This is a genomic window from Pseudomonas sp. R38(2017) (assembly GCF_002112395.1).
Taxonomy (GTDB): domain Bacteria; phylum Pseudomonadota; class Gammaproteobacteria; order Pseudomonadales; family Pseudomonadaceae; genus Aquipseudomonas.
The window spans coordinates 394,877-417,054 of sequence record NZ_NEHN01000006.1 but is presented as its reverse complement, the minus strand read 5'-3'; the positions used below and the strand labels follow the sequence as shown (position 1 = coordinate 417,054).

23 protein-coding genes are annotated in these 22,178 nt (G+C 61.2%); 20 read left to right on the top strand and 3 right to left on the bottom strand.

Features of this window, described 5'->3' with window-relative positions:
- Positions 1-43 precede the first annotated feature (43 nt).
- Together CAF87_RS17980 and CAF87_RS17975 are read left to right on the top strand one after the other, a co-directional pair.
- Complete coding sequence (locus tag CAF87_RS17980; protein ID WP_085732433.1) at positions 44-433, top strand: hypothetical protein; 390 nt, start codon at positions 44-46, stop codon at positions 431-433.
- 10 nt (positions 434-443) lie between these two features.
- Positions 444-1,343, top strand: coding sequence for an alpha/beta fold hydrolase (locus tag CAF87_RS17975; protein ID WP_085732432.1), 900 nt, complete (start codon positions 444-446; stop codon positions 1,341-1,343).
- Here CAF87_RS17975 and CAF87_RS17970 read toward each other — a convergent pair.
- Positions 1,312-2,295, bottom strand: a complete 984-nt coding sequence (locus CAF87_RS17970; RefSeq protein WP_085732431.1) for a GlxA family transcriptional regulator — start codon at positions 2,293-2,295, stop codon at positions 1,312-1,314. The genes CAF87_RS17975 and CAF87_RS17970 overlap by 32 nt on opposite strands.
- 89 nt (positions 2,296-2,384) lie before the next feature.
- Here CAF87_RS17970 and inhA point away from each other — a divergent pair, with 89 nt between their 5' ends.
- The 3 genes from inhA (at position 2,385) to CAF87_RS17955 (ending at position 5,664) form a co-directional block, all read left to right on the top strand.
- Positions 2,385-3,071, top strand: a complete 687-nt coding sequence (gene inhA, locus CAF87_RS17965; RefSeq protein WP_085732430.1) for an isonitrile hydratase — start codon at positions 2,385-2,387, stop codon at positions 3,069-3,071.
- A 133-nt stretch (positions 3,072-3,204) separates the two neighbouring features.
- Entirely contained in the window at positions 3,205-3,996 is a 792-nt protein-coding gene (locus CAF87_RS17960; RefSeq protein ID WP_085732429.1) for a CPBP family intramembrane glutamic endopeptidase, read from the top strand.
- A 102-nt stretch (positions 3,997-4,098) separates the two neighbouring features.
- Positions 4,099-5,664 carry a PAS domain-containing methyl-accepting chemotaxis protein gene (locus tag CAF87_RS17955; RefSeq protein ID WP_085732428.1) on the top strand — a complete coding sequence of 522 codons (1,566 nt, stop codon included), beginning with the start codon at positions 4,099-4,101 and terminating at the stop codon, positions 5,662-5,664.
- Positions 5,665-5,740: 76 nt separating this feature from the next.
- Here CAF87_RS17955 and CAF87_RS17950 read toward each other — a convergent pair whose 3' ends face one another.
- Together CAF87_RS17950 and CAF87_RS17945 are read right to left on the bottom strand one after the other, a co-directional pair.
- Positions 5,741-6,100, bottom strand: a complete 360-nt coding sequence (locus tag CAF87_RS17950) for a DUF6124 family protein (protein ID WP_085732427.1) — start codon at positions 6,098-6,100, stop codon at positions 5,741-5,743.
- 900 nt (positions 6,101-7,000) lie between these two features.
- Complete coding sequence (locus CAF87_RS17945; protein WP_085732426.1) at positions 7,001-7,678, bottom strand: alpha/beta family hydrolase; 678 nt, start codon at positions 7,676-7,678, stop codon at positions 7,001-7,003.
- Positions 7,679-7,777: 99 nt separating this feature from the next.
- On the opposite strand from CAF87_RS17945, the gene ccoN (CAF87_RS17940) reads away from it, so the two are divergent.
- From ccoN (CAF87_RS17940) to hemN, 15 genes are all read left to right on the top strand, one after another.
- On the top strand, positions 7,778-9,202 hold the full coding sequence (gene ccoN / locus CAF87_RS17940; protein WP_007969190.1) for a cytochrome-c oxidase, cbb3-type subunit I: 1,425 nt from the start codon (positions 7,778-7,780) through the stop codon (positions 9,200-9,202).
- A gap of 10 nt (positions 9,203-9,212) precedes the next feature.
- The gene (gene ccoO / locus CAF87_RS17935; RefSeq protein WP_007960355.1) at positions 9,213-9,821 is read left to right on the top strand and encodes a cytochrome-c oxidase, cbb3-type subunit II; all 609 of its coding nucleotides are present in this window, start codon (positions 9,213-9,215) and stop codon (positions 9,819-9,821) included.
- 5 nt (positions 9,822-9,826) lie between these two features.
- The gene (locus CAF87_RS17930) at positions 9,827-10,024 is read left to right on the top strand and encodes a cbb3-type cytochrome c oxidase subunit 3 (RefSeq protein ID WP_085690240.1); all 198 of its coding nucleotides are present in this window, start codon (positions 9,827-9,829) and stop codon (positions 10,022-10,024) included.
- Positions 10,021-10,974, top strand: coding sequence for a cytochrome-c oxidase, cbb3-type subunit III (ccoP, locus tag CAF87_RS17925; protein ID WP_085732425.1), 954 nt, complete (start codon positions 10,021-10,023; stop codon positions 10,972-10,974). Before CAF87_RS17930 ends, ccoP (CAF87_RS17925) begins: the two co-directional genes overlap by 4 nt.
- 481 nt (positions 10,975-11,455) lie before the next feature.
- Positions 11,456-12,898, top strand: a complete 1,443-nt coding sequence (gene ccoN, locus CAF87_RS17920) for a cytochrome-c oxidase, cbb3-type subunit I (protein WP_085732424.1) — start codon at positions 11,456-11,458, stop codon at positions 12,896-12,898.
- A complete protein-coding gene (gene ccoO, locus CAF87_RS17915; RefSeq protein ID WP_007905434.1) occupies positions 12,898-13,506 on the top strand; it encodes a cytochrome-c oxidase, cbb3-type subunit II in 609 nt (202 codons plus the stop codon). Before ccoN (CAF87_RS17920) ends, ccoO (CAF87_RS17915) begins: the two co-directional genes overlap by 1 nt.
- 6 nt (positions 13,507-13,512) lie before the next feature.
- Complete coding sequence (locus CAF87_RS17910) at positions 13,513-13,698, top strand: CcoQ/FixQ family Cbb3-type cytochrome c oxidase assembly chaperone (protein ID WP_003175465.1); 186 nt, start codon at positions 13,513-13,515, stop codon at positions 13,696-13,698.
- On the top strand, positions 13,695-14,678 hold the full coding sequence (ccoP, locus tag CAF87_RS17905) for a cytochrome-c oxidase, cbb3-type subunit III (protein ID WP_065259705.1): 984 nt from the start codon (positions 13,695-13,697) through the stop codon (positions 14,676-14,678). Before CAF87_RS17910 ends, ccoP (CAF87_RS17905) begins: the two co-directional genes overlap by 4 nt.
- A gap of 170 nt (positions 14,679-14,848) precedes the next feature.
- Entirely contained in the window at positions 14,849-15,022 is a 174-nt protein-coding gene (locus CAF87_RS29330) for a hypothetical protein (RefSeq protein ID WP_170929628.1), read from the top strand.
- 239 nt (positions 15,023-15,261) lie between these two features.
- Complete coding sequence (gene ccoG / locus CAF87_RS17900; RefSeq protein ID WP_085732423.1) at positions 15,262-16,677, top strand: cytochrome c oxidase accessory protein CcoG; 1,416 nt, start codon at positions 15,262-15,264, stop codon at positions 16,675-16,677.
- Positions 16,678-16,688: 11 nt separating this feature from the next.
- Positions 16,689-17,228, top strand: a complete 540-nt coding sequence (locus CAF87_RS17895; RefSeq protein WP_085732422.1) for a FixH family protein — start codon at positions 16,689-16,691, stop codon at positions 17,226-17,228.
- A gap of 12 nt (positions 17,229-17,240) precedes the next feature.
- Positions 17,241-19,691 (top strand): heavy metal translocating P-type ATPase, encoded by a 2,451-nt coding sequence (locus CAF87_RS17890; RefSeq protein ID WP_085732421.1) that lies wholly within the window; start codon positions 17,241-17,243, stop codon positions 19,689-19,691.
- Positions 19,692-19,713: 22 nt separating this feature from the next.
- The gene (gene ccoS, locus CAF87_RS17885; protein WP_085732420.1) at positions 19,714-19,926 is read left to right on the top strand and encodes a cbb3-type cytochrome oxidase assembly protein CcoS; all 213 of its coding nucleotides are present in this window, start codon (positions 19,714-19,716) and stop codon (positions 19,924-19,926) included.
- Entirely contained in the window at positions 19,919-20,602 is a 684-nt protein-coding gene (locus tag CAF87_RS17880; protein WP_085711936.1) for a sulfite exporter TauE/SafE family protein, read from the top strand. The genes ccoS and CAF87_RS17880 overlap by 8 nt, the downstream gene beginning before the upstream one ends.
- 85 nt (positions 20,603-20,687) lie before the next feature.
- Positions 20,688-22,070 carry an oxygen-independent coproporphyrinogen III oxidase gene (hemN, locus tag CAF87_RS17875; protein WP_085732419.1) on the top strand — a complete coding sequence of 461 codons (1,383 nt, stop codon included), beginning with the start codon at positions 20,688-20,690 and terminating at the stop codon, positions 22,068-22,070.
- Positions 22,071-22,178: the final 108 nt, after the last annotated feature.

Genomic DNA, 22,178 nt, shown 5'->3' with positions numbered 1-22,178 from the left:
CACAGCGGAGCTGTCCAATAAAAACCCGATTCAAGGAACCAGAATGAGCCAACGCATCCACCGCCCCATCGATTCCCCCCTGCGTACGGGCCTGACCCGCGACGAACTGTGGGAAGCCGCCGACAAGGGCCTGATCAAATGTTGGGAAATCGGCCGCCAGCGCGCCGCCCGCTTCCCCGACCTGGCCCAGCGCTGCAGCGCCGATGAACTGCCGGTGCTGGGCTGGAAAGGTGGCGTGAGTCGCAGCCTGAAGAAGAATGAAAAGTACGGATCGCTGAAGTACCTGGCCCAGTGGCAGGGGTTGCGCGGGGAAGATCTGGATATCGATCTGGGTGCCGAACGGGTCATGACCTGTTCGCGGACGAAAATGGTGGTGACGTTTACGCCGGATCGCAGCAAGTATTTCAATCAGGTGGCGGACGCTGAAACTTGAGGAATCCCGTATGACCCAAGCCGTGATGCAGTTTTGCAAGACTGAAAGTCTGACCATCGCCTATGAGCATCACGGCCCGGAAAACGGCACGCCGGTCATCCTGCTTCACGGCTTCCCCTACTCCCCCCGCGCCTACGACGAAATCGCCCCGCCTCTCGCCGCCGAGGGTTACCGGGTGATCGTGCCGTACTTGCGCGGTTACGGCCCGACCCGCTTCAACAGCCCGGACACGCTGCGCTCCGGCCAACAAGCGGCGCTGGCTCAGGATCTGCTGGATCTGATGGACGCACTGGGTATCGAGCAAGCGACGTTGTGCGGTTACGACTGGGGTGGTCGGGCGGCGTGCATTGTGGCGGCGTTGTTCCCGGAGCGGGTGCGCGGGTTGGTGACGGGCGATGGCTACAACCTGCAAGACATTCCGCATTCGATCCAGCCGCTGGATCCCGAGACCGAGCATCGCTTCTGGTATCAGTATTACTTCCACACGCCCCGTGGCGTTGAAGGGCTTACGCAGAATCGACGGGCGCTGTGCGAGTTGCTGTGGCAGTTGTGGTCACCGACCTGGGCGCGGAACGCCGAGCGCTATCCGCTGAGCGCACCGGCTTTCGACAATCCGGATTTCGTCGAGGTGGTGATTCACTCTTATCGCCATCGTTTCATGTATGCGCCGGGCGATCAGGCGCTGGAAGGGATGGAGCAGGCGCTGGAGAAACAACCGGCGATCAGTGTTCCGACGATTTCGCTGTGCGGTGCGGATGATGGCGTCGGACCGGCGCCGGTAGACGATGAAGATGCGCACCACTTCACAGGGTTTTACGAGCGGCGGGTGTTGGCCGGTGTCGGGCATAACATTCCCGAGGAAGCGCCGGCCGAAACGCTCAAGGCATTACTGGATCTGCTCCGGCGCTGACCGAAAACCGCTCCCGATACGCCTGCGGCGTCACGCCCATGGCCCGCAGGAAACTGCGTCTCAGGGTTTCTTCACTGCCAAATCCACAATTGGCCGCGACCCGTTTGATCGGCAAACCCGTATCGCTCAGCAACCGGCGGGCGGTTTCGACGCGGATCAGTTCGATGGCGCGGGCCGGGGTCTGGCCGGTGTCGGCGCGGTAGTGGCGCACGAAACTGCGTTCGCTCATACCGGCCTGTTCGGCGAGGGTCGGGATGCCCAGATCGCAGGTCAGGTGTTCGGCGATCCACGCGTGCAGGTCGTCGAAGCGGTTGCCCTGTTTTTGCAGTGACAGCGTCACGCTGAATTGCGACTGCCCGCCCGGTCGCTTGAGGAACACCACCAGTTGCCGGGCGACGTCCAGGGCCATGTCGCGACCGAGGTCGTCTTCGACCATGGCCAGCGCCAGGTCGATGCCGGCGGTGACACCCGCCGAGGTCCAGACCGGGCCGTCATTGATGAAGATCGGATTGGGCTCGACCTGCAAGCGCGGGTGTTTCTGTGCCAGTTGCTCGCAGCGGGTCCAGTGGGTGACGACCCGGCGGCCGTCGAGCCAGCCGCTGGCCGCCAGCAGAAATGCGCCGGTGCAGACCGAGGCCACGCGCCGGCATCCGTTGGCATGTTCACGCACCCAACTGACCAACTCGACATCTTCGGAGGCCGCATACACACCCCAGCCTCCGGCGATGATCAGGGTATCGCTGGCCTGTTCCGGCAGCGGTTCGACCAGCATCGCCAACCCTGCCGAAGAGTTCACCACCCCGCCGCCACTGGCAATGACCGTTGGCGCATAGGGCGCAGGCAAACTCTGCTGGCGGGCAATGTCGTTGGCCGAGGCGAATACCTGCAAAGGCCCGGTGACATCGAGCAATTGCACATTGGCGAACGCGAGTACGTGGATGGTTTTCAGCATTTGGCGTAATTCGAGGGCTGATTGGCGTATGCGCCAAAACCTACGCGCCTACAGTGAAGCCGTCTACCCCCTTTTCACGGAGAAGAATCATGGCGTTGCAGATCGGTTTTCTGTTGTTTCCCCAGGTGCAGCAACTCGACCTGACCGGCCCGTATGACGTGCTGGCCTCGCTGCCGGACGTGCAGGTGCATCTGGTCTGGAAGGATCTGGTGCCGGTGACTTCCAGCACCGGGCTGCTGCTGAAACCGACCACCACCTTTGAGGATTGCCCGGATCTGGAAGTGATCTGCGTACCCGGCGGCGCCGGGGTCGGGGCGTTGATGGAAGATGAGCAGACGCTGGCGTTCATCAAGGCGCAAGCCGCGCAGGCGCGTTACGTGACGTCGGTGTGCACCGGTTCGCTGGTACTCGGCGCGGCGGGCCTGCTGCGAGGCAAGCGCGCGACCACGCATTGGGCTTATCACGATCTGCTGCCAACACTGGGCGCAATTGCGGTGAAGGATCGGGTGGTGCGTGACGGCAATCTGTTTACCGGGGGCGGTATCACCGCCGGGATCGATTTTGCCCTGACCCTGGCGCAGGAACTGGTCGGCGTCGATACGGCGCAATTGGTGCAGTTGCAGCTGGAATATGCGCCGGCGCCGCCGTTTGATTCGGGCAGCCCGGACACTGCGCCGAGCGGGATTGTCGATGAGGCGCGCAAGCGTGCGGCGCCTTCGCTGAAACTGCGCCGGGAAATCACCGAGCGCGCGGCGGCGAAGCTCAATCTGCGCTGATTCGTGCGCAGCACAGGCCCTGTGGGGATCAACCCACAGGGCCCGCGTCCCGGTTTTCCCCTACACCTTCACTTGTCCCCTCGCCCCCACCCGTGTAGAAAGCCTGTCCACAAATCGTGCACAAGGACTTTCCATGACAGCTCTGCCATGGCTCTATCTCGGGCTTCTCAGCCTTGGTTACGGATTGGCGCTGAGTTTCGGCCAGCTCGGCTGGCTGGCGCTGATCTCCATTGCACTGCTGGTTTTCGCCGGTTACGCCGTGCGCCAGCAAACCGTGCCGGTCGGGCGTTATCTCGGCCATGGCCTGTTTATCGTGCTGGCCGTGGCGTTGGCCATGCACTGGCTGCCGGGCTTCTATAACGGCCGGGCCATCCCGGCGCAACGCTTCACCGACAACGCCGTGCCGTTCTCGATGTACCTGAATCTCGACAAACCACTGATTGGCTTCTGGCTGCTGCTGGTCTGCCCATGGATTGTCGCGCGGCGCTCGTTGCGCCTGACCGTGTACGCCACCGCACTGGCACTGACGTTGAGCGTGATTCTGGCGTTGGGCGGCGCGGTGTTGCTGGGCATGATCACCTGGGCGCCGAAATGGCCCGACCAAGCGTGGCTGTGGGTGCTGAACAATCTGCTGCTGGTGACGCTGGTCGAAGAAGCGCTGTTTCGTGGCTATATACAGGGCGGCCTCAGCCGGCGTTTCAAACACCTGCCTTACGGCGAAAACCTCGCGCTGCTGCTCGCGTCCCTGCTGTTCGGTCTGGTGCATGTGGGCGCCGGCTGGCAATGGGTGTTGCTGGCAGGTCTGGCGGGGCTCGGCTATGGTCTGGCCTACCGATTTGGCGGGCTTGCTGCCGCGATCGCCACGCACTTTGGTCTGAACCTGCTGCATTTCGGCCTGTTCACCTATCCGATGCTCGCGGGTTGAAGCAAGGGCCGTTTTGCGACGCCGTACTGATAAATGAAAAAAAACTTCAACAAATCGCCGACCCCGCCGACAACCTTTCAAAGCCTTGCGGATTGAAAAACCATGCGTAATAACCAGCCCATTACACAACGCGAACGGACTTTCCCGGCTCAGCAACGGTTGATTTCCACGACCGACGCCAAGGGCGTGATCACCTACTGCAACGACGCTTTCGTCGAAATCAGCGGGTTTTCGCGTGAGGAACTGATCCGTGCGCCGCACAACCTGGTTCGTCACCCCGACGTCCCGGCTGCGGTGTTTGCGCACATGTGGGGCACACTGAAACAAGGCTTGCCATGGATGGGCATTGTCAAGAATCGCTGCAAGACCGGTGATCATTACTGGGTGAACGCCTATGTAACGCCGGTGTTCGATGGCAATCAGGTGGTCGGTTACGAGTCGGTGCGGGTCAAACCCACCGCCGAACAGATCCGTCGTGCCGAAGCGCTCTACCAACGCATCAACCAGGGCAAGTCGGCGATTCCTTCTAGCGACAAATGGCTGCCGATCGTGCAGGACTGGCTGCCGTTCATTCTGGTCAGCCAGTTGAGCTTCATGATCGGCGCCACCCTGAACTCGCAGTGGGGCTTCGCCCTCGCTGCCGGTCTGTCGGTGCCGCTGGGCCTGCTGGGCCTGCAATGGCAACAACGCGGGCTCAAGCGCCTGCTGCGTCTGGCCGAGCAGACCACGTCCGACCCGTTGATCGCGCAGATGTACACCGACAGCCGTGGCGCCCAGGCGCGTCTGGAGATGTCGATCCTCAGCCAGGAAGCCCGCCTGAAAACCTGCCTGACCCGTCTGCAGGACACCGCCGAGCACCTGACCGATCAGGCCAAGCAGTCCGACGCCCTGGCGCACAACAGCTCCAGCGGTCTGGAACGTCAGCGCGTGGAAACCGAACAGGTCGCCACCGCCGTCAACCAGATGGCCGCCACCACGCAAGAAGTGGCGAGCCACGTTCAACGCACCGCCGACGCCACCCAGGAAGCCAATCGCCTGACCGGTCGCGGCCGCGACATCGCCGGCGAAACCCGCGAAGCCATCCAGCGCCTGTCGGTCGTCGTCGGCGAAACCGGCCTGACCGTAACCCAACTGGCCAAGGACAGCGACGAAATCGGCGGCGTGGTCGATGTGATCAAAGGCATCGCCGACCAGACCAACCTGCTGGCGCTCAACGCTGCAATTGAAGCCGCCCGCGCTGGCGAAATGGGCCGCGGTTTTGCCGTGGTGGCCGACGAAGTCCGCCAACTGGCGCAACGCACCAGCGAATCCACCGGCCAGATCCACGCCCTGATCGCCAAGCTGCAACAGACTGCCTCCAGCGCCGTACAAACCATGGAAGCCGGCCATCGCCAGGCGGAAGAAGGTGTGGCGCGGGTGCTGGAAGCGGATCAGGCGTTGGTGGGCATCAGCGAAGCGGTGGCCAACATCACCGACATGACCACCCAGATCGCCGCCGCGACCGAAGAGCAAAGTGCCGTGGCTGAAGAAATCAGCCGCAACATCAGCAACATCTCGGAACTGGCGGACCAGACCTCGGAACAGGCGCATAACTCGGCGTTGCTGAGTGAAGAGCTGACCAAGACTGCCAACACGCAGTATTCGTTGGTGGAGCGGTTTAACCGCTGATTGTTCTGGCAATAAAGAAACCCCGGACAGCGAAAGCTTCCGGGGTTTTTTGTTTGTTATTTACGGCGATTGACGACTACTGCGGCAAACGAAGCCTGTCCAGCAACCGATTCACCAGCAGCTCATTCAACATGATCAGTTGTTGCAGCGCCAGCAGCGGTTTGCGTTCCGGGCCTTTCACCGAGTTGGCGATATTGCCGGCCATGGCGTTGGCTGACGACAGCGATTCGCTGGCTTCGACGAGCAGCGTTTCGTCATCGAGCGTGGGATCGACCATGTAGATCGGACGGGCCTTGGGTGGGAAGTACTTCGGGATTTCAGGGCCGAGATAAAAGTCGAGTGCGCGGTCGGCGGCTTCTTTTGTCTTTTGGGACTCAAGCTCGGGGTCGTTGGAGGTTGGATCGGTTTCTGGCGGGTTGGGTGTGGCTTTGAACATAGATGTAATTCCTATCGCAGACTTCAAGGAGCCATCACCCACGCTACCAAACGATGGGTGGCGGCCATACGCGGGTTGGTAGACCGGCTGCAATAGGAACCCGGCGCTCACGAATGAGCCCCACGCATGACCACCATAAAACAGAGCCCCCAAAAGGGACGGCATACGGTGTTGCCATACAGCTATTACAGACGGGCTACCAAACCCGATCACTGTTTTTCAGTGACAGGGAAACGATATAGCCCACCCCATAGCCGCGTAAGCCGGCGGATTCTGGCGTACGCGTAGGCAACGACGCAAGGTGTTGTAGCCCTTTTGGCGTAACGGTTCGTGTACTTTAAACGTGCTTGCAGAATTACGTTTATTCGCCAAAAAGCCGGATGTTTGACTGTTCCTTTGCGGTGCTGTGGCAGACCGCTTTCGTCGGATCGCCGCCCGGACCAAGCCCGCTCCCACAGGGATCGCATGCAGTCTGCAAGAGATTGGTCGGCTCGTAGGCCGCCATCGCCAGCAGGCTGGCTCCCACAGAAAACGAAAGCAGCTCCCATCCGCTTCTCACCACTCAAAACGATGAGCGTTAGCTCGAGTACCGCTTTTGATCTTGATCCACGGGCGACGTCGGAAGGCTGAGTGGAGGGATTTATCCGGGGGTGGGAGCGCAGCGACCGTTTGGCGAAGCCAAACACATCGAGAGGAGGTGCAGCGAAGCAAACCGTAGGCGATGCCCCCCGGATGAATCCCGGAGCGAAGGAACCCCGAGCCTCAGCGAGCGGGCCGAACGTAGGAGCAAGCCTTTTTTTGCTTACTTTTTTGAGGCGTTTGTCAAAAAAGTGAGTCGCCGTAAGGGCGAAACCCTAAGCAGCCGTTACCGCAGCAACGGATATGCCCCCCCAGAAAGCCTCAACAAAGAAACCCGGCAACCTTCTCCGCCGCCGAAGCCAAATACTGCTCATGCGTAAACCCGGAAACCTTGAGCGGCTTCAAATCATGATCCCCAGAGGCCAACCAAAACACCTCAATACTCGGCGATAGATCGTAAGCCTCAACGGCGTCCCGATTGCCAAGCGCATCCCGTTCCCCCTGAACAATCAACGTCCGAGTCCGCAAAGAAGCCAGATGTTCGACCCGCGGCTTCTCCGGTTTCCCAACCGCATAAAACGGATACCCCAGACAAACCAACGCATCCGCGCCAAGCTCATCGGCAAGCAGACTGGCCATCCGCCCCCCCATGGACTTCCCACCAATCGCCAGTGAACCAGCGACATGAAGTCGCACCAAGCCATAAACCTCACGCCAACATTCCAGCAACTTCGGCGCAGGATTCGGCGGTCGCTTAACCCCATCAACCCGCCGCTGCGCCATATAAGGAAACTCAAACCGCAACACATTCACCCCAAGCCCAGCAAGGCGCCCAGCCACATCCGTCATCCACTCACTGTCCATCGGTGCCCCCGCCCCATGCGCGAGGATGAGCGTCGCCGAAGCCTCCCCAACAGCGGCATCCCAAAGCCACCCGTGATCCCGCAGGCACTGCGCCCATTGATCCCCGTCAATACTGGCCTTGTGCTGTTTGTCCATGCTTGCCTCGCTTTTAGTCTGCCTATAACTCCAGGCGAAGGACGCGCTGCCTGTTTGTCGCAAGCGCACTCACTTCGGCTGAACCGTGGATGGGGAACCATGAACACTTCTATCAGTACCGCCTACAACTACAAGGTGGTCCGCCAATTCGCCATTATGACGGTGGTGTGGGGCATCGTCGGCATGGGCCTCGGGGTTTTTCTCGCGGCTCAATTGGTCTGGCCCGAACTCAACTTCAACCTGCCGTGGACCAGCTTCGGACGCCTGCGCCCGTTGCACACCAACGCGGTGATCTTCGCGTTCGGTGGCTGTGCCTTGTTCGCCAGTTCGTTCTACTCGGTGCAGCGCACCTGCCAGACGCAATTGTTTGCGCCGAAAATCGCCGCCTTCTGCTTCTGGGGCTGGCAGCTTGTGATTCTATTGGCGGCCATCAGCCTGCCGCTGGGTTATACCAGCTCCAAAGAGTACGCCGAGCTGGAATGGCCGATCGACATTCTGATCACCATCGTCTGGGTCGCCTACGCCATCGTGTTCTTCGGCACGATCATGCAGCGCAAGACCAAGCACATTTATGTGGGCAACTGGTTCTTCGGCGCGTTCATCATCACCGTGGCGATCCTGCACATCGTCAACAACCTTGAGTTGCCGGTGAGCTTCACCAAGTCCTACTCGGTGTACGCCGGTGCAACCGATGCGATGGTGCAATGGTGGTACGGCCACAACGCCGTAGGCTTTTTCCTCACCGCCGGGTTCCTCGGGATGATGTACTACTTCGTGCCGAAACAGGCCGAACGTCCGGTGTATTCGTATCGCCTGTCGATCGTGCACTTCTGGGCGCTGATCACCCTGTACATCTGGGCCGGTCCCCACCACTTGCACTACACCGCGCTGCCGGACTGGGCGCAGTCGCTGGGCATGGTGATGTCGCTGATTCTGCTGGCGCCGAGCTGGGGCGGCATGATCAACGGGATGATGACCCTGTCGGGCGCCTGGCATAAGTTGCGCAGCGACCCGATCCTGCGCTTCCTCGTGGTGTCGCTGGCGTTCTACGGCATGTCGACCTTCGAAGGTCCGATGATGGCGATCAAGACCGTGAACGCCCTCTCCCACTACACCGACTGGACCATCGGCCACGTACACGCCGGCGCGCTCGGCTGGGTGGCGATGATCTCGATCGGCGCGCTGTACCACATGATCCCGAAAGTGTTTGGCAAAGAGCAGATGCACAGCATCGGCCTGATCAACGCGCACTTCTGGCTCGCGACCATCGGCACCGTGCTCTACATCGCCTCGATGTGGGTCAACGGCATCGCCCAGGGCCTGATGTGGCGTGCGGTGAACGAGGACGGCACGCTGACCTACTCCTTCGTCGAAACCCTGGTGGCCAGCCACCCAGGCTTCGTCGTGCGGCTGATTGGCGGGGCGATCTTCCTCAGCGGCATGTTCCTGATGGCTTACAACACCTGGCGCACCGTGCGGGCCTCGCAGCCTGCTGACGTCGTTGCTGCCGCGCAGATGGCCTGAGGAGTCCGCCATGAAACACGAAACGATTGAAAAGAACGTCGGCCTGCTGATGCTGCTGATGGTGTTCGCCGTGAGCATCGGCGGCCTGACCCAGATCGTCCCGCTGTTCTTCCAGGACGTGACCAACAAACCGGTGGAAGGCATGAAGCCCTACACCGCGCTGCAACTGGAAGGCCGCGACATCTACATCCGCGAAGGCTGCGTCGGTTGCCACTCGCAGATGATCCGTCCGTTCCGCGCCGAAACCGAACGCTACGGCCACTACTCGGTGGCCGGTGAAAGCGTCTGGGATCACCCGTTCCTGTGGGGTTCCAAGCGTACCGGTCCGGACCTGGCCCGCGTTGGCGCGCGCTACTCGGATGACTGGCACCGTGCGCACTTGTACAACCCGCGCAACGTCGTACCGGAATCGAAAATGCCGGCCTACCCATGGCTGGTCACTCAACCGGTCGACAGCAGCCACACCGAAACCAAGCTCAAGGTCATGCGCACCCTCGGCGTGCCATACACCGACGACGACATCAGCGGCGCGGTGGCCAGCCTCAAGGGCAAGACTGAAATGGACGCCCTCGTCTCCTACCTGCAAGTGCTTGGCACTGCGATCAAGAGCAAGAGGTGATCGAGATGGCCTTAGAAATGAGCGCGGGGCTGATTCGCGGCCTCGGCACGGTCGTGGTGTTCGTGGCCTTCGTCGGCCTGACCCTGTGGGTGTTCAACCGCAAGCGCACGCCGGAATTCGCCGAAGCGCGCCTGCTGCCGTTTGCCGACGAGCCGCAACCCGACCCAACCCAAGCATCTGAAACAAGGAGTACCCGGCCATGACCACCTTCTGGAGTACGTGGATCTGCGTACTGACCATCGGCAGCCTGATCGGCCTGACCTGGCTGCTGGTCGGCACTCGTCGGGGCGAGACCAAGGGCAGCGTCGACCAGACCATGGGCCACAGCTTCGACGGCATCGAGGAGTACGACAACCCGCTGCCGCAGTGGTGGTTCATGCTGTTCGCCGGCACGCTGGTGTTTTCCGTGGGCTATCTGATCCTTTACCCGGGCCTGGGCAACTGGAAAGGCATCCTGCCCGGCTACGAGGACGGCTGGACCGGCGTCCACGAGTGGGAAAAGGAAATGAGCAAGGCTGACGCCAAGTTCGGGCCGATCTTCGCCAAATTCGCCGCCATGCCGGTGGAAGAAGTGGCGAAGGATCCGCAGGCGCTGAAAATGGGTGGCCGTCTGTTCGCCTCCAACTGCTCGGTGTGCCACGGCTCGGATGCCAAAGGCGCGTTCGGTTTCCCTAACCTCGCCGACCAGGACTGGCGCTGGGGCGGCAGTGCCGAGACGATCAAGACCACCATCATGGGTGGCCGGATCGCGGCGATGCCGGCCTGGGGCGAGTCACTCGGTGAGGTGGGCGTGAAAAACGTCGCCGCCTACGTGCGTCACGAACTGGCCGGGCTGCCACTGCCGGCGGACAACAAGGCCGACCTGCAAGCCGGACAGCAGACGTTCAGCACCATGTGCGTAGCCTGTCATGGGGCAACCGGCCAGGGCACTGAAGCCATGGGTGCGCCGAATCTGACGCACCCGGCCGGATTTATCTATGGCACCAGCCTGACCCAGCTTGAGCAGACCATTCGCCATGGTCGTCAGGGTCACATGCCGGCTCAGAACGAGCTGCTGGGCAACGATAAAGTGCAATTGCTTGCCGCTTATGTGTACAGCTTAAGCCATGGATTGAATACAGAAAAACTGATTACAGAAGACAAAAAACAGTAAGCATTGAGTACAGCACTGCCGCACGTTTCCAGTGCGGCAGTTTCCAGCCTCTTTGCGACGCATTGTCGCACCCCTTCACACCCTCTCCTTTCGGTTACCCGGATTCGGGTCTACGCTTGCTCGATGCGGACTGGCCCGTGCCGGTTCCAGGTCGACCCTGAGCGAGGCGTTGAACGAATCGGCTGAGTGACATGGCCGCAAAGGCCGGTAGATACCGGCTGTCGTGCCGATTACCGTCCGTCACCCGAACCGAGCGTTCGAACACACCCCGTTACATCCGACCGGGACCCCTCGCTTTTTTCGTCCGCTGCGACATTTTGCCCGAGGGCAATTTTGTCCTTACGCGGCGCATGGAAAGGCCGCAGAATCAGCGTTGGAAAGCATTGACCCAGGTCATGGCGCGTTGCATTGACCCCCTGCTTTCTACATACTTGCGGCCGATTTTAATCCTAATAAAACACCCAAACCGTGGAACCTTAGAATGAGCACAGCAATCAGTCCGACTGCTTATAACTATAAGGTAGTCCGCCAGTTCGCCATCATGACGGTGGTCTGGGGGATCCTTGGCATGGGGCTCGGTGTCTTCATTGCCTCGCAACTGGTCTGGCCGGAGTTGAACTTCGGTCTGCCGTGGACGAGCTTTGGACGCTTGCGCCCGTTGCACACAAACCTGGTGATTTTCGCCTTCGGTGGTTGTGCACTGTTTGCCACTTCCTACTATGTCGTGCAGCGAACCTGCCAGACGCGACTGATTTCCGACAGCCTCGCGGCCTTCACCTTCTGGGGATGGCAAGCGGTCATCGTCGGCGCGATCATTACCTTGCCGCTGGGTTACACCACCACCAAGGAATACGCGGAGCTGGAGTGGCCTCTCGCCATTCTGCTGGCCATTGTCTGGGTCACCTACGGTCTGGTGTTCTTCGGCACCATCACCAAGCGCAAGACCAAACACATCTACGTCGGTAACTGGTTCTACGGCGCGTTCATCGTCGTGACCGCGATGCTGCACATCGTCAACCACGCCTCTCTGCCGGTCAGCTTCTTCAAGTCCTACTCGGCCTACGCCGGTGCGACCGACGCGATGATCCAGTGGTGGTACGGCCACAACGCCGTGGGTTTCTTCCTGACCACCGGCTTCCTGGGGATGATGTACTACTTCGTGCCGAAACAGGCCGAACGTCCGATCTACTCCTATCGCCTGTCGATCGTGCACTTCTGGGCACTGATCACCCTGTACATCTGGGCCGGCCCGCACCACCTGCACTACACCGCTCTGCCGGACTGGGCGCAATCGCTGGGCATGGCGATGTCGATCATCCTGCTGGCACCGAGCTGGGGCGGCATGATCAACGGCATGATGACGCTCTCGGGCGCCTGGCATAAGCTGCGCACCGACCCGATCCTGCGCTTCCTCGTGGTCTCCCTGGCGTTCTACGGCATGTCGACCTTCGAAGGTCCGATGATGGCGATCAAGACCGTCAACTCGCTCTCGCACTACACCGACTGGACCATCGGCCACGTACACGCCGGCGCGCTCGGCTGGGTGGCAATGATCTCGATCGGCGCGATCTACCACATGATCCCGAAACTGTTCGGCCGCGCGCAGATGCACAGCGTGGGTCTGATCAACGCGCACTTCTGGCTCGCGACCATCGGCACCGTGCTCTACATCGCTTCGATGTGGGTAAACGGCATCACTCAAGGCCTGATGTGGCGTGCAATCAACGACGACGGCACCCTCACCTACTCGTTCGTCGAAGCGCTGCAGGCCAGCCACCCTGGCTACATCGTCCGTGCCCTGGGCGGTGCGTTCTTCGCCAGCGGCATGCTGTTGATGGCCTACAACGTGTGGCGCACCGTTCGCGCCTCGGACCCGGCTGAAGCTGAAGCCGCCGCCAAGATCGCCGTAGTTGGAGCTCACTGATGAAGCATGAAGCTGTCGAGAAGAATATTGGCCTGCTGGCCTTCTTCATGGTCATCGCCGTCAGCGTCGGTGGCCTGACCCAAATCGTTCCGCTGTTTTTCCAGGACGTCACCAACAAGCCGGTCGAAGGCATGAAGCCGCGCACCGCCCTTGAACTGGAAGGCCGCGACGTTTACATCGCCAACGGCTGTGTCGGCTGCCACTCGCAGATGATCCGTCCGTTCCGTGCCGAAACCGAACGCTACGGCCACTACTCGGTCGCTGGTGAAAGCGTCTGGGATCACCCGTTCCTGTGGGGTTCCAAACGTACCGGTCCTGACCTGGCCCGTGTCGGCGGTCGTTACTCCGATGACTGGCAGCGTGCGCACTTGTACAACCCGCGCAACGTCGTGCCTGAATCGAAAATGCCGGCTTACCCGTTCCTCGTGGAAAACAAGCTCGACGGCAAAGACACGGCCAAGAAAATGGAAGTGTTGCGCACGCTCGGCGTCCCTTACACCGACGAAGACATTGCCGGTGCAAAAGACGCTGTGAAGGGTAAAACCGAAATGGACGCGCTGGTGGCCTATCTGCAAGGCCTGGGCACCATCATCAAAAGCAAACGGTGATTCTTAATGGATATCGGGATGATTCGAGGCCTGGGCACCGTTGTCGTGATGGTTGCCTTCATCGGCCTGGCGTTGTGGGTGTTCAGCCCCAAGCGCAAGTCGGAGTTTGAAGACGCGACCTTGCTGCCCTTCGCGGATGATCCCGAAGCCATCAAGCACGTCGAGCAAGCTTCTAGGAGTAACAAAGAATGACTACATTCTGGAGTCTGTACGTCACAGTCCTCAGTCTCGGTACGATCTTTTCCCTGACCTGGCTGTTGCTGTCGACCCGCAAGGGTCAGCGCGCCGAGCAGACCGACGAGACGGTCGGCCACTCCTTCGACGGGATCGAGGAGTACGACAACCCGCTGCCGAAATGGTGGTTCATGCTGTTCGTGGGCACCATCGTCTTCGCTCTGGGTTATCTGGTGCTGTACCCGGGCCTGGGCAGCTGGAAAGGTCTGCTGCCGGGCTACAACTACCTCGATAACGAAAAGCAGACCCCGTTCGCCAACGGCCAGACCGGCTGGACTGGCGTTCACGAGTGGGAAAAGGAAATGGCTCGCTCGGACGCCAAGTTCGGTCCGATCTTCGCCAAGTTCGCGGCCATGCCGATCGAGGAAGTGGCGAAGGATCCGCAAGCCCTGAAGATGGGTGGCCGTCTGTTCGCCTCCAACTGCTCGGTCTGCCACGGCTCCGACGCCAAGGGCGCTTATGGTTTCCCTAACCTGACCGACGCCGACTGGCGCTGGGGCGGCGAGCCGGAAACCATCAAGACCACCATCATGGGCGGTCGTCACGCGGTAATGCCGGCCTGGGCGGAAGTGATCGGTGAGCAAGGCGTGGCCGACGTGGCTGCGTTCGTGCTGACCAACCTCGATGGTCGCAAGCTGCCGGAAGGCACCAAGGCAGATCCGGCCAACGGCCAGAAACTGTTTGCGGCCAACTGCGTGGCCTGCCACGGTCCGGAAGGCAAAGGCACCCCGGCAATGGGCGCCCCTAACCTGACCCACCCGGCCGCGTTCATCTACGGTTCGAGCTTCGCGCAACTGCAGCAGACCATCCGTTACGGCCGTCAGGGCCAGATGCCTGCTCAGGAACAACTGCAAGGCAACGACAAGGTTCACCTGTTGGCAGCGTATGTTTACAGCCTGTCCCATGGTGAAAAAGCACCGGAAGCCGAGGCTCAGTAAGGCCGACGCTTGAAGCAAAAAACGGCCCCGTCAGTGAAAACTGGCGGGGCCGTTTTGCATTCCAGCCACTTCATGATTTGAGACGAATGCTCGATGGACGATCAATGATGTGCCCTGTAGCTTGCTCCTCTGCCTGACAAACGACCTACTCATTTCAAGGACGAAAACCGATGCGAGAATCCGATCACGACTGTGTGCAGCCCCGTGATGATTTCACTTATGGCTATCGGGATGTTGGAGATACGCCAGCAAAAGACCACAACGACGACACGAAATCCGTCGAACGTACCGGGAAGAATCAAAACAGCAGGCTGGACAGTCTTGGTGGTGGAAAGCTGACGTGACGTCGGCACAATCCGGGGAGCCGTTCGCGAAAGCAGGATCAGAGATCGTCTATAGTCAATTGATCTGCATCATGCTTTGCGACATTCGCTACACCATTCAAGATTTTTCCCCAACGCGACCAAAGGTCGCACCCGTTCGTCGGCATCACAGGCGTATCATTGCGCCACTGCAACACCCTTTCTGACCCCGGCCGGCACGTATCGACCGAGGCATTTTTCCACTGCCGTGGGATGCAATGATGAGTAATCAGATTCCGGTACACGACGTCACGCCCCCCAACAAGAACGCGAACAACAGCGTTGACCTTTACGCCTCTCGAGAAAAAATCTACACCCGTGCTTTCACCGGCCTGTTCCGCAATCTGCGGATGATGGGCGGCACGGCACTGTTCCTGCTGTATTTCGGTACGGTGTGGTTGAACTGGGGCGGCCACCAGGCCGTGTGGTGGAACCTGCCGGAGCGCAAGTTCTTCATTTTCGGCGCCACGTTCTGGCCACAGGATTTCATTCTGCTTTCGGGCCTGCTGATCATTGCCGCGTTCGGCCTGTTCTTCATCACGGTGTATGCCGGCCGGGTCTGGTGTGGCTACACCTGCCCGCAAAGCGTGTGGACGTGGATTTTCATGTGGTGCGAGAAGGTCACCGAAGGCGACCGCAACCAGCGCATCAAGCTCGACAAGGCGCCAATGAGTGCCAACAAGTTCCTGCGCAAGTTCGCCAAGCACGCCATGTGGCTGCTGATCGGTTTCGTCACCGGCATGACCTTCGTCGGCTACTTCTCGCCGATCCGTGAACTGGTGTTCGACTTCTTCACAGGCCAGGCCGATGGCTGGTCGTATTTCTGGGTCGGTTTCTTCACCCTCGCCACGTACGGCAACGCCGGTTGGTTGCGTGAGCAGGTATGCATCTACATGTGCCCGTATGCGCGCTTCCAGAGCGTGATGTTCGACAAGGACACCCTGATCGTTTCCTATGATCCGCGTCGCGGCGAAAGCCGTGGCCCGCGCAAGAAAGGCGTCGACTACAAGGCTCAGGGCCTGGGCGACTGCATCGATTGCACCATGTGCGTCCAGGTCTGCCCGACCGGCATCGACATTCGCGATGGCCTGCAGATCGAGTGCATCGGTTGCGCCGCCTGCATCGACGCCTGCGACAGCATCATGGACAAGATGGATTACCCGCGCGGGCTGATCAGCTACACCACCGAACACAACCTGTCCGGCCAGAAGACCCATAAACTGCGTCCACGCCTGATCGGCTATGCCGTGGTGCTGCTGGCGATGATCAGTCTCTTGGTGACGGCATTCTTCATGCGTTCGCTGGTGGGTTTCGATGTCAGCAAGGACCGCGTGCTGTACCGTGAAAACGCGGAAGGCCGGATCGAAAACGTCTACAGCCTGAAGATCATGAACAAGGATCAGCGCGACCACACCTACTTGCTGGAAGCCGCCGGGCTGCCGGATCTGCGCCTGCAAGGCAAGCGCGAGATCAAGGTACCGGCCGGGGAAATCTTCAACATGCCGGTCGAGTTGTCGAGCGCGCCCGAACAACTGCCGTCGAGCACCAACGAGGTAAAATTCATCCTCAAGGATGCCGATGACGACAGCGTCCACGTAGAAGCCAAGAGCCGGTTCATCGGCCCACAAAATCGTTGAGAGAACTGAACATGCCCGCAGCAAACGCCGCAAGCCCTTGGTACAAGCATCTCTGGCCGTGGATCATCATCGGGATCCTCGCTTGCTCGGTGACCCTGACGCTGTCCATGGTGACCATTGCGGTGAACAACCCGGACAATCTGGTCAACGACAACTACTACGAGGCGGGCAAGGGCATCAACCGCTCGCTGGATCGCGAACTGCTGGCGCAGAACCTGAAGATGCGCGCCAACGTTCATCTGGACGACATCACCGGGGAAGTCGACCTGCGCCTGAGCGGCGACAGCCAGCCGAAAACCCTGGAACTGAACCTTATCTCGCCGACCCAGCCAGACAAGGATCGCAAGATTGTCCTGACCCGCAGTGAAACCGAGCAGGGTCGTTACATTGGCCAGGTGAACGACAAGGTTGAAGGCCGTCGTTTTGTTGAGTTGCTCGGATCGCAAGGTGACCAGGTGTGGCGCATGTTCGAGGAAGAAGTGGTCAGCCATGACAAGGATCTGCTGCTCGGTGACGAACCGCTGCAAGGCGCGGAAGACCTGGACAAGTAAGCAACTCTCCTGATGACCACCCCACTCCCCTGCTACCACTGCGCCCTGCCCGTTCCGGCGGGCAGCCGCTTCACCGCTGTCGTGCTCGGGGAGTCCCGCGAGTTCTGCTGCCCGGGTTGCCAAGCCGTGGCCGAAGCCATCGTCGCCGGCGGGCTGGACAGTTATTACCAGCACCGCAGCGAAGCCTCGGCCAACCCTGAAGCACTGCCGGTGCAACTGGTGGACGAACTGGCGCTGTATGACCGCGCCGACGTGCAGCAACCCTTCGTCCGTCACGAAGGTGAACTGGCTGAGACCACGTTGTTGATGGAGGGCATCAGTTGCGCCGCGTGCGGCTGGCTGATCGAGAAACACTTGCGCACCCTGCCCGCCGTGGCCGAGGCGCGGCTGAACCTGTCCAATCATCGCCTGCATGTGCGCTGGGCTGACGCTCAGTTGCCGCTGAGCCAGATCCTCGGCGAACTGCGCCACATAGGCTACGCGGCGCACCCGTATCAGGCCGACCGTGCCAGCGAACAACTGGCCAGCGAAAACCGCCTCGCCTTGCGCCAACTCGGCGTCGCCGGACTGCTGTGGTTTCAGGCGATGATGGCGACCATGGCCACCTGGCCGGAATTCAACATCGATCTCAGCCCGGAGTTGCACACCATCCTGCGCTGGGTCGCGCTGTTCCTCACCACGCCGATCGTGTTCTACAGCTGCGCACCGTTTTTCAAAGGCGCCATGCGCGACTTGCGCACTCGCCACCTGACCATGGACGTTTCGGTATCGCTGGCGATCGGAGCGGCTTATGTCGCCGGGATCTGGACGTCGATCACCGGAGTCGGCGAGCTGTATTTCGATGCGGTGGGCATGTTCGCCCTGTTCCTGTTGGCCGGGCGCTATCTGGAACGCCGCGCCCGGGAACGCACCGCTGCCGCCACCGCGCAACTGGTCAATCTGTTGCCCGCCTCGTGCCTGCGCCTCGACGCCGCCGGCCAGAGCGAACGCATCCTGCTAAGCGAACTGCGCCTCGGTGACCGGGTGCTGGTGCAACCGGGTTCTGTGCTGCCGGCGGACGGCAAGATCCTCGACGGCCAGTCGAGTATTGATGAATCGCTGCTGACCGGCGAATACCTGCCACAGCCGCGCACACTGGGCGATGCGGTCACCGCCGGCACGCTGAACGTGGAAGGTGCGCTGACCGTCGAAGTGCAGGCGCTGGGTCAGGACACGCGGCTGTCGGCCATCGTTCGCCTGCTGGATCGCGCCCAGGCGGAGAAACCACGACTGGCGGAAATCGCCGACCGTGCCGCGCAATGGTTTCTGCTGCTGTCGTTGATCGCGGCAGCCGCCATCGGCCTGCTGTGGTGGGAACTGGATTCTTCGCGGGCGTTCTGGATCGTCCTCGCCATGTTGGTCGCCACTTGCCCGTGCGCGTTGTCACTGGCGACACCGACCGCGCTCACCGCCGCCACCGGCACCCTGCACAAACTTGGCCTGTTGCTCACGCGCGGCCATGTGCTGGAAGGCCTGAACCAGATCGACACCGTGATTTTCGACAAGACCGGCACCCTCACCGAGGGACGTCTGGTACTGCGTTCGATCCGCCCGCTCGGCGCTGTCGACAGCGATCATTGCCTGAGCCTGGCCGCCGCGCTGGAGAACCGCTCCGAACACCCGATTGCCCGGGCTTTCGGCCGGGCGCCGCTGGCCGCCGAAGAGGTTCACAGCACGCCGGGAGTCGGGCTTGAAGGCTTGGTCGGCGAACAGCGATTGCGCATTGGCCAGGCGGATTTTGTCTGTGACCTCAGCGGTGCGCCTGTGCCCTCTATGCCCGACGAACCGGGCCAATGGTTGTTGCTCGGCGACAGCAAAGGGCCGCTGGCGTGGTTTGTCCTTGATGATCGCCTGCGCGCCGACGCCCCTGCCCTGCTCGCCGCGTGCAAGGCGCGCGGCTGGCACACGCTGCTGCTGTCGGGCGACAGCTCGCCGATGGTCGCCAGTGTCGCTGCCGAACTGGGCATCGACGAGGCCCGGGGCGGCCTGCGCCCGGACGACAAGCTGCAAGTGTTGCAACAACTGCACAATAACGGCCGCAAGGTATTGATGCTCGGTGACGGGGTCAACGACGTGCCAGTGCTGGCCGCTGCCGACATCAGCGTGGCCATGGGCTCGGCCACTGATCTGGCGAAAACCAGTGCCGACGCGGTGCTGCTGTCCAATCGTCTCGACGCGTTGGTGCAAGCCTTTTCGCTTGCCCGCCGCACACGCCGGGTAATCATCGAGAACCTGTTGTGGGCCGCGCTGTACAATGGCCTCATGTTGCCGTTCGCCGCCCTCGGCTGGATCACTCCGGTGTGGGCCGCCGTCGGCATGTCGATCAGTTCGCTGACCGTGGTGCTCAACGCCTTGCGCCTGACTCGCCTGCCGAGTGCGCCGACCGTCAACGCCACGTCAGAAACCCGCCCGCTGCCGGCCTGAGCCGCGCGGGCATGGAGTACAGATGCCAGCTCTCTACGTGATGATCCCGGCCGCGCTACTGATCGTGGCTATCGCCGTCTACATCTTCTTCTGGGCGGTGGACAGCGGCCAGTACGACGACCTCGACGGCCCGGCCCACAGCATCCTGTTCGATGACCAGGACCCGAACCACACCGCCGCGGTGGACGAAGCCAACCCGACCAGACCGGACGACAAGGCGCCGCCCCATGCTTGAACTGGCGCCGCTGTTGGTGTCTGCGTTGATTCTCGGCCTGCTCGGTGGCGGGCATTGCCTGGGTATGTGCGGCGGCCTGATGGGCGCGCTGACCCTGGCGATTCCCAAGGAACAACGCAGCCGACGCTTTCGATTGCTGCTGGCCTACAACCTGGGGCGAATCCTCAGTTATGCCACGGCCGGATTGCTGATCGGATTGGCCGGATGGGCCGTGGCCAACAGCCCTGCGGCGTTGTTCATGCGCGTGCTCGCCGGGTTACTACTGATCGCCATGGGCTTGTACCTGGCGGGCTGGTGGAGCGGTCTGACCCGCATCGAAAGCCTCGGGCGCGGACTGTGGCGCTACATTCAACCGGTGGCCAACCGCTTGCTGCCGGTGTCGAGCCTGCCCCGGGCCCTGTTGCTCGGCGCGTTGTGGGGCTGGTTGCCCTGCGGGCTGGTTTACAGCACGTTGCTGTGGTCGGCCAGTCAGGGCAATGCGTTCGACAGCGCATTGTTGATGCTCGCCTTCGGGCTCGGCACATGGCCGGTATTGCTGGCGACCGGCCTCGCGGCCGAGCGGGTCACGGCACTGTTGCGCAAACGCAGCGTGCGCATGGCCGGGGGATTACTGGTGATCCTGTTCGGTATCTGGACCCTGCCGGGGCCGCACCAGCACTGGCTGATGGGCCACTGACCCAGGCTTGATGCAAATCAAGATGCCCCGCCACGCCCTCCCCTAGACTCGCTCACACTGCCAGCCTATCCGGGGGAATGCCCGCATGCTCGACGCCATTCGTTGGGACACCGATTTGATCCGCCGCTACGACCTGGCGGGGCCACGCTACACCTCGTACCCGACGGCCGTGCAATTCAACAGTCAGGTCGGCACCTTCGACCTGTTTCATGCCCTACGCGACAGCCGCAAGGCCCTGCGCCCATTGTCGCTGTATGTGCACGTGCCGTTTTGCGCGAACATTTGCTACTACTGCGCCTGCAACAAGGTCATCACCAAGGATCGCGGCCGCGCGCTGCCGTATCTGCAACGGCTCGAGCAGGAAATCCAGTTGATCGCCTGCCACCTCGACCCGGCGCAGAAAGTCGAGCAACTGCATTTCGGCGGCGGCACCCCGACCTTTCTCAGCCACGATGAATTGCGGCAACTGATGGCGCACCTGCGCAAACATTTCAATCTGCTGGACGATGACTCCGGGGATTACGGCATCGAGATCGACCCACGTGAAGCCGACTGGTCGACCATGGGCCTGCTGCGGGAACTGGGCTTCAACCGGGTCAGCATCGGCCTGCAAGACCTCGACCCGGCGGTGCAACGGGCGGTCAATCGCCTGCAAAGCCTGGAAGAAACCCGCGCGGTGATCGACGCGGCGCGTACCCTGCAATTTCGCTCGATCAACATCGACCTGATCTACGGCCTGCCCAAGCAGACCCCGGACAACTTCGCCCGTACCGTCGAGGAAGTCATCAGCCTGCAACCGGATCGGCTCTCGGTGTTCAACTACGCGCACCTGCCGGAACGCTTCATGCCGCAGCGACGGATCAACGGCAACGAACTGCCGAGCCCGACGCAGAAACTGGAAATGCTGCAACGCACCATCGAACAACTGACCGCCGCCGGCTATCGCTACATCGGCATGGACCACTTCGCCCTGCCCGACGATGAACTGGCGATTGCTCAGGAAGAATCGACCCTGCAACGCAACTTCCAGGGCTACACCACCCACGGTCATTGCGACCTTATCGGGCTGGGCGTATCGGCCATCAGCCAGATCGGCGACCTGTACTGCCAGAACAGCAGCGACCTCAATCACTACCAGAACACCCTGGCTGGCGCGCAACTGGCCACCAGTCGTGGCCTGGTGTGCAACGCCGATGATCGCTTGCGCCGCGCGGTGATCCAGCAACTGATCTGCAATTTCAGTCTGGATTTCGCCGAGATCGAGCGCACGTTCAACATCGATTTCCAGGGTTACTTCGGTACGCTCTGGCCGCAGTTACAAGACATGGCAAAGGATGGGTTGATCGAACTGGATCGCGAAGGAATCAACGTGCTGCCCGCGGGGCGCCTGCTGGTGCGTTCGGTGTGCATGGTGTTCGACGCGTATCTGGAACAGCAGAACCGCCAGCGTTTTTCGCGGGTGATCTGAACCGTCGTCAATTGCGTGCGCACCATCAAGCCATTTCCTTGCGGGTCAACCCATATCAACAGGTCTGCGCTTTGCCATGCGGCTTTTTGCCCGTGGGAGCAATCTCGC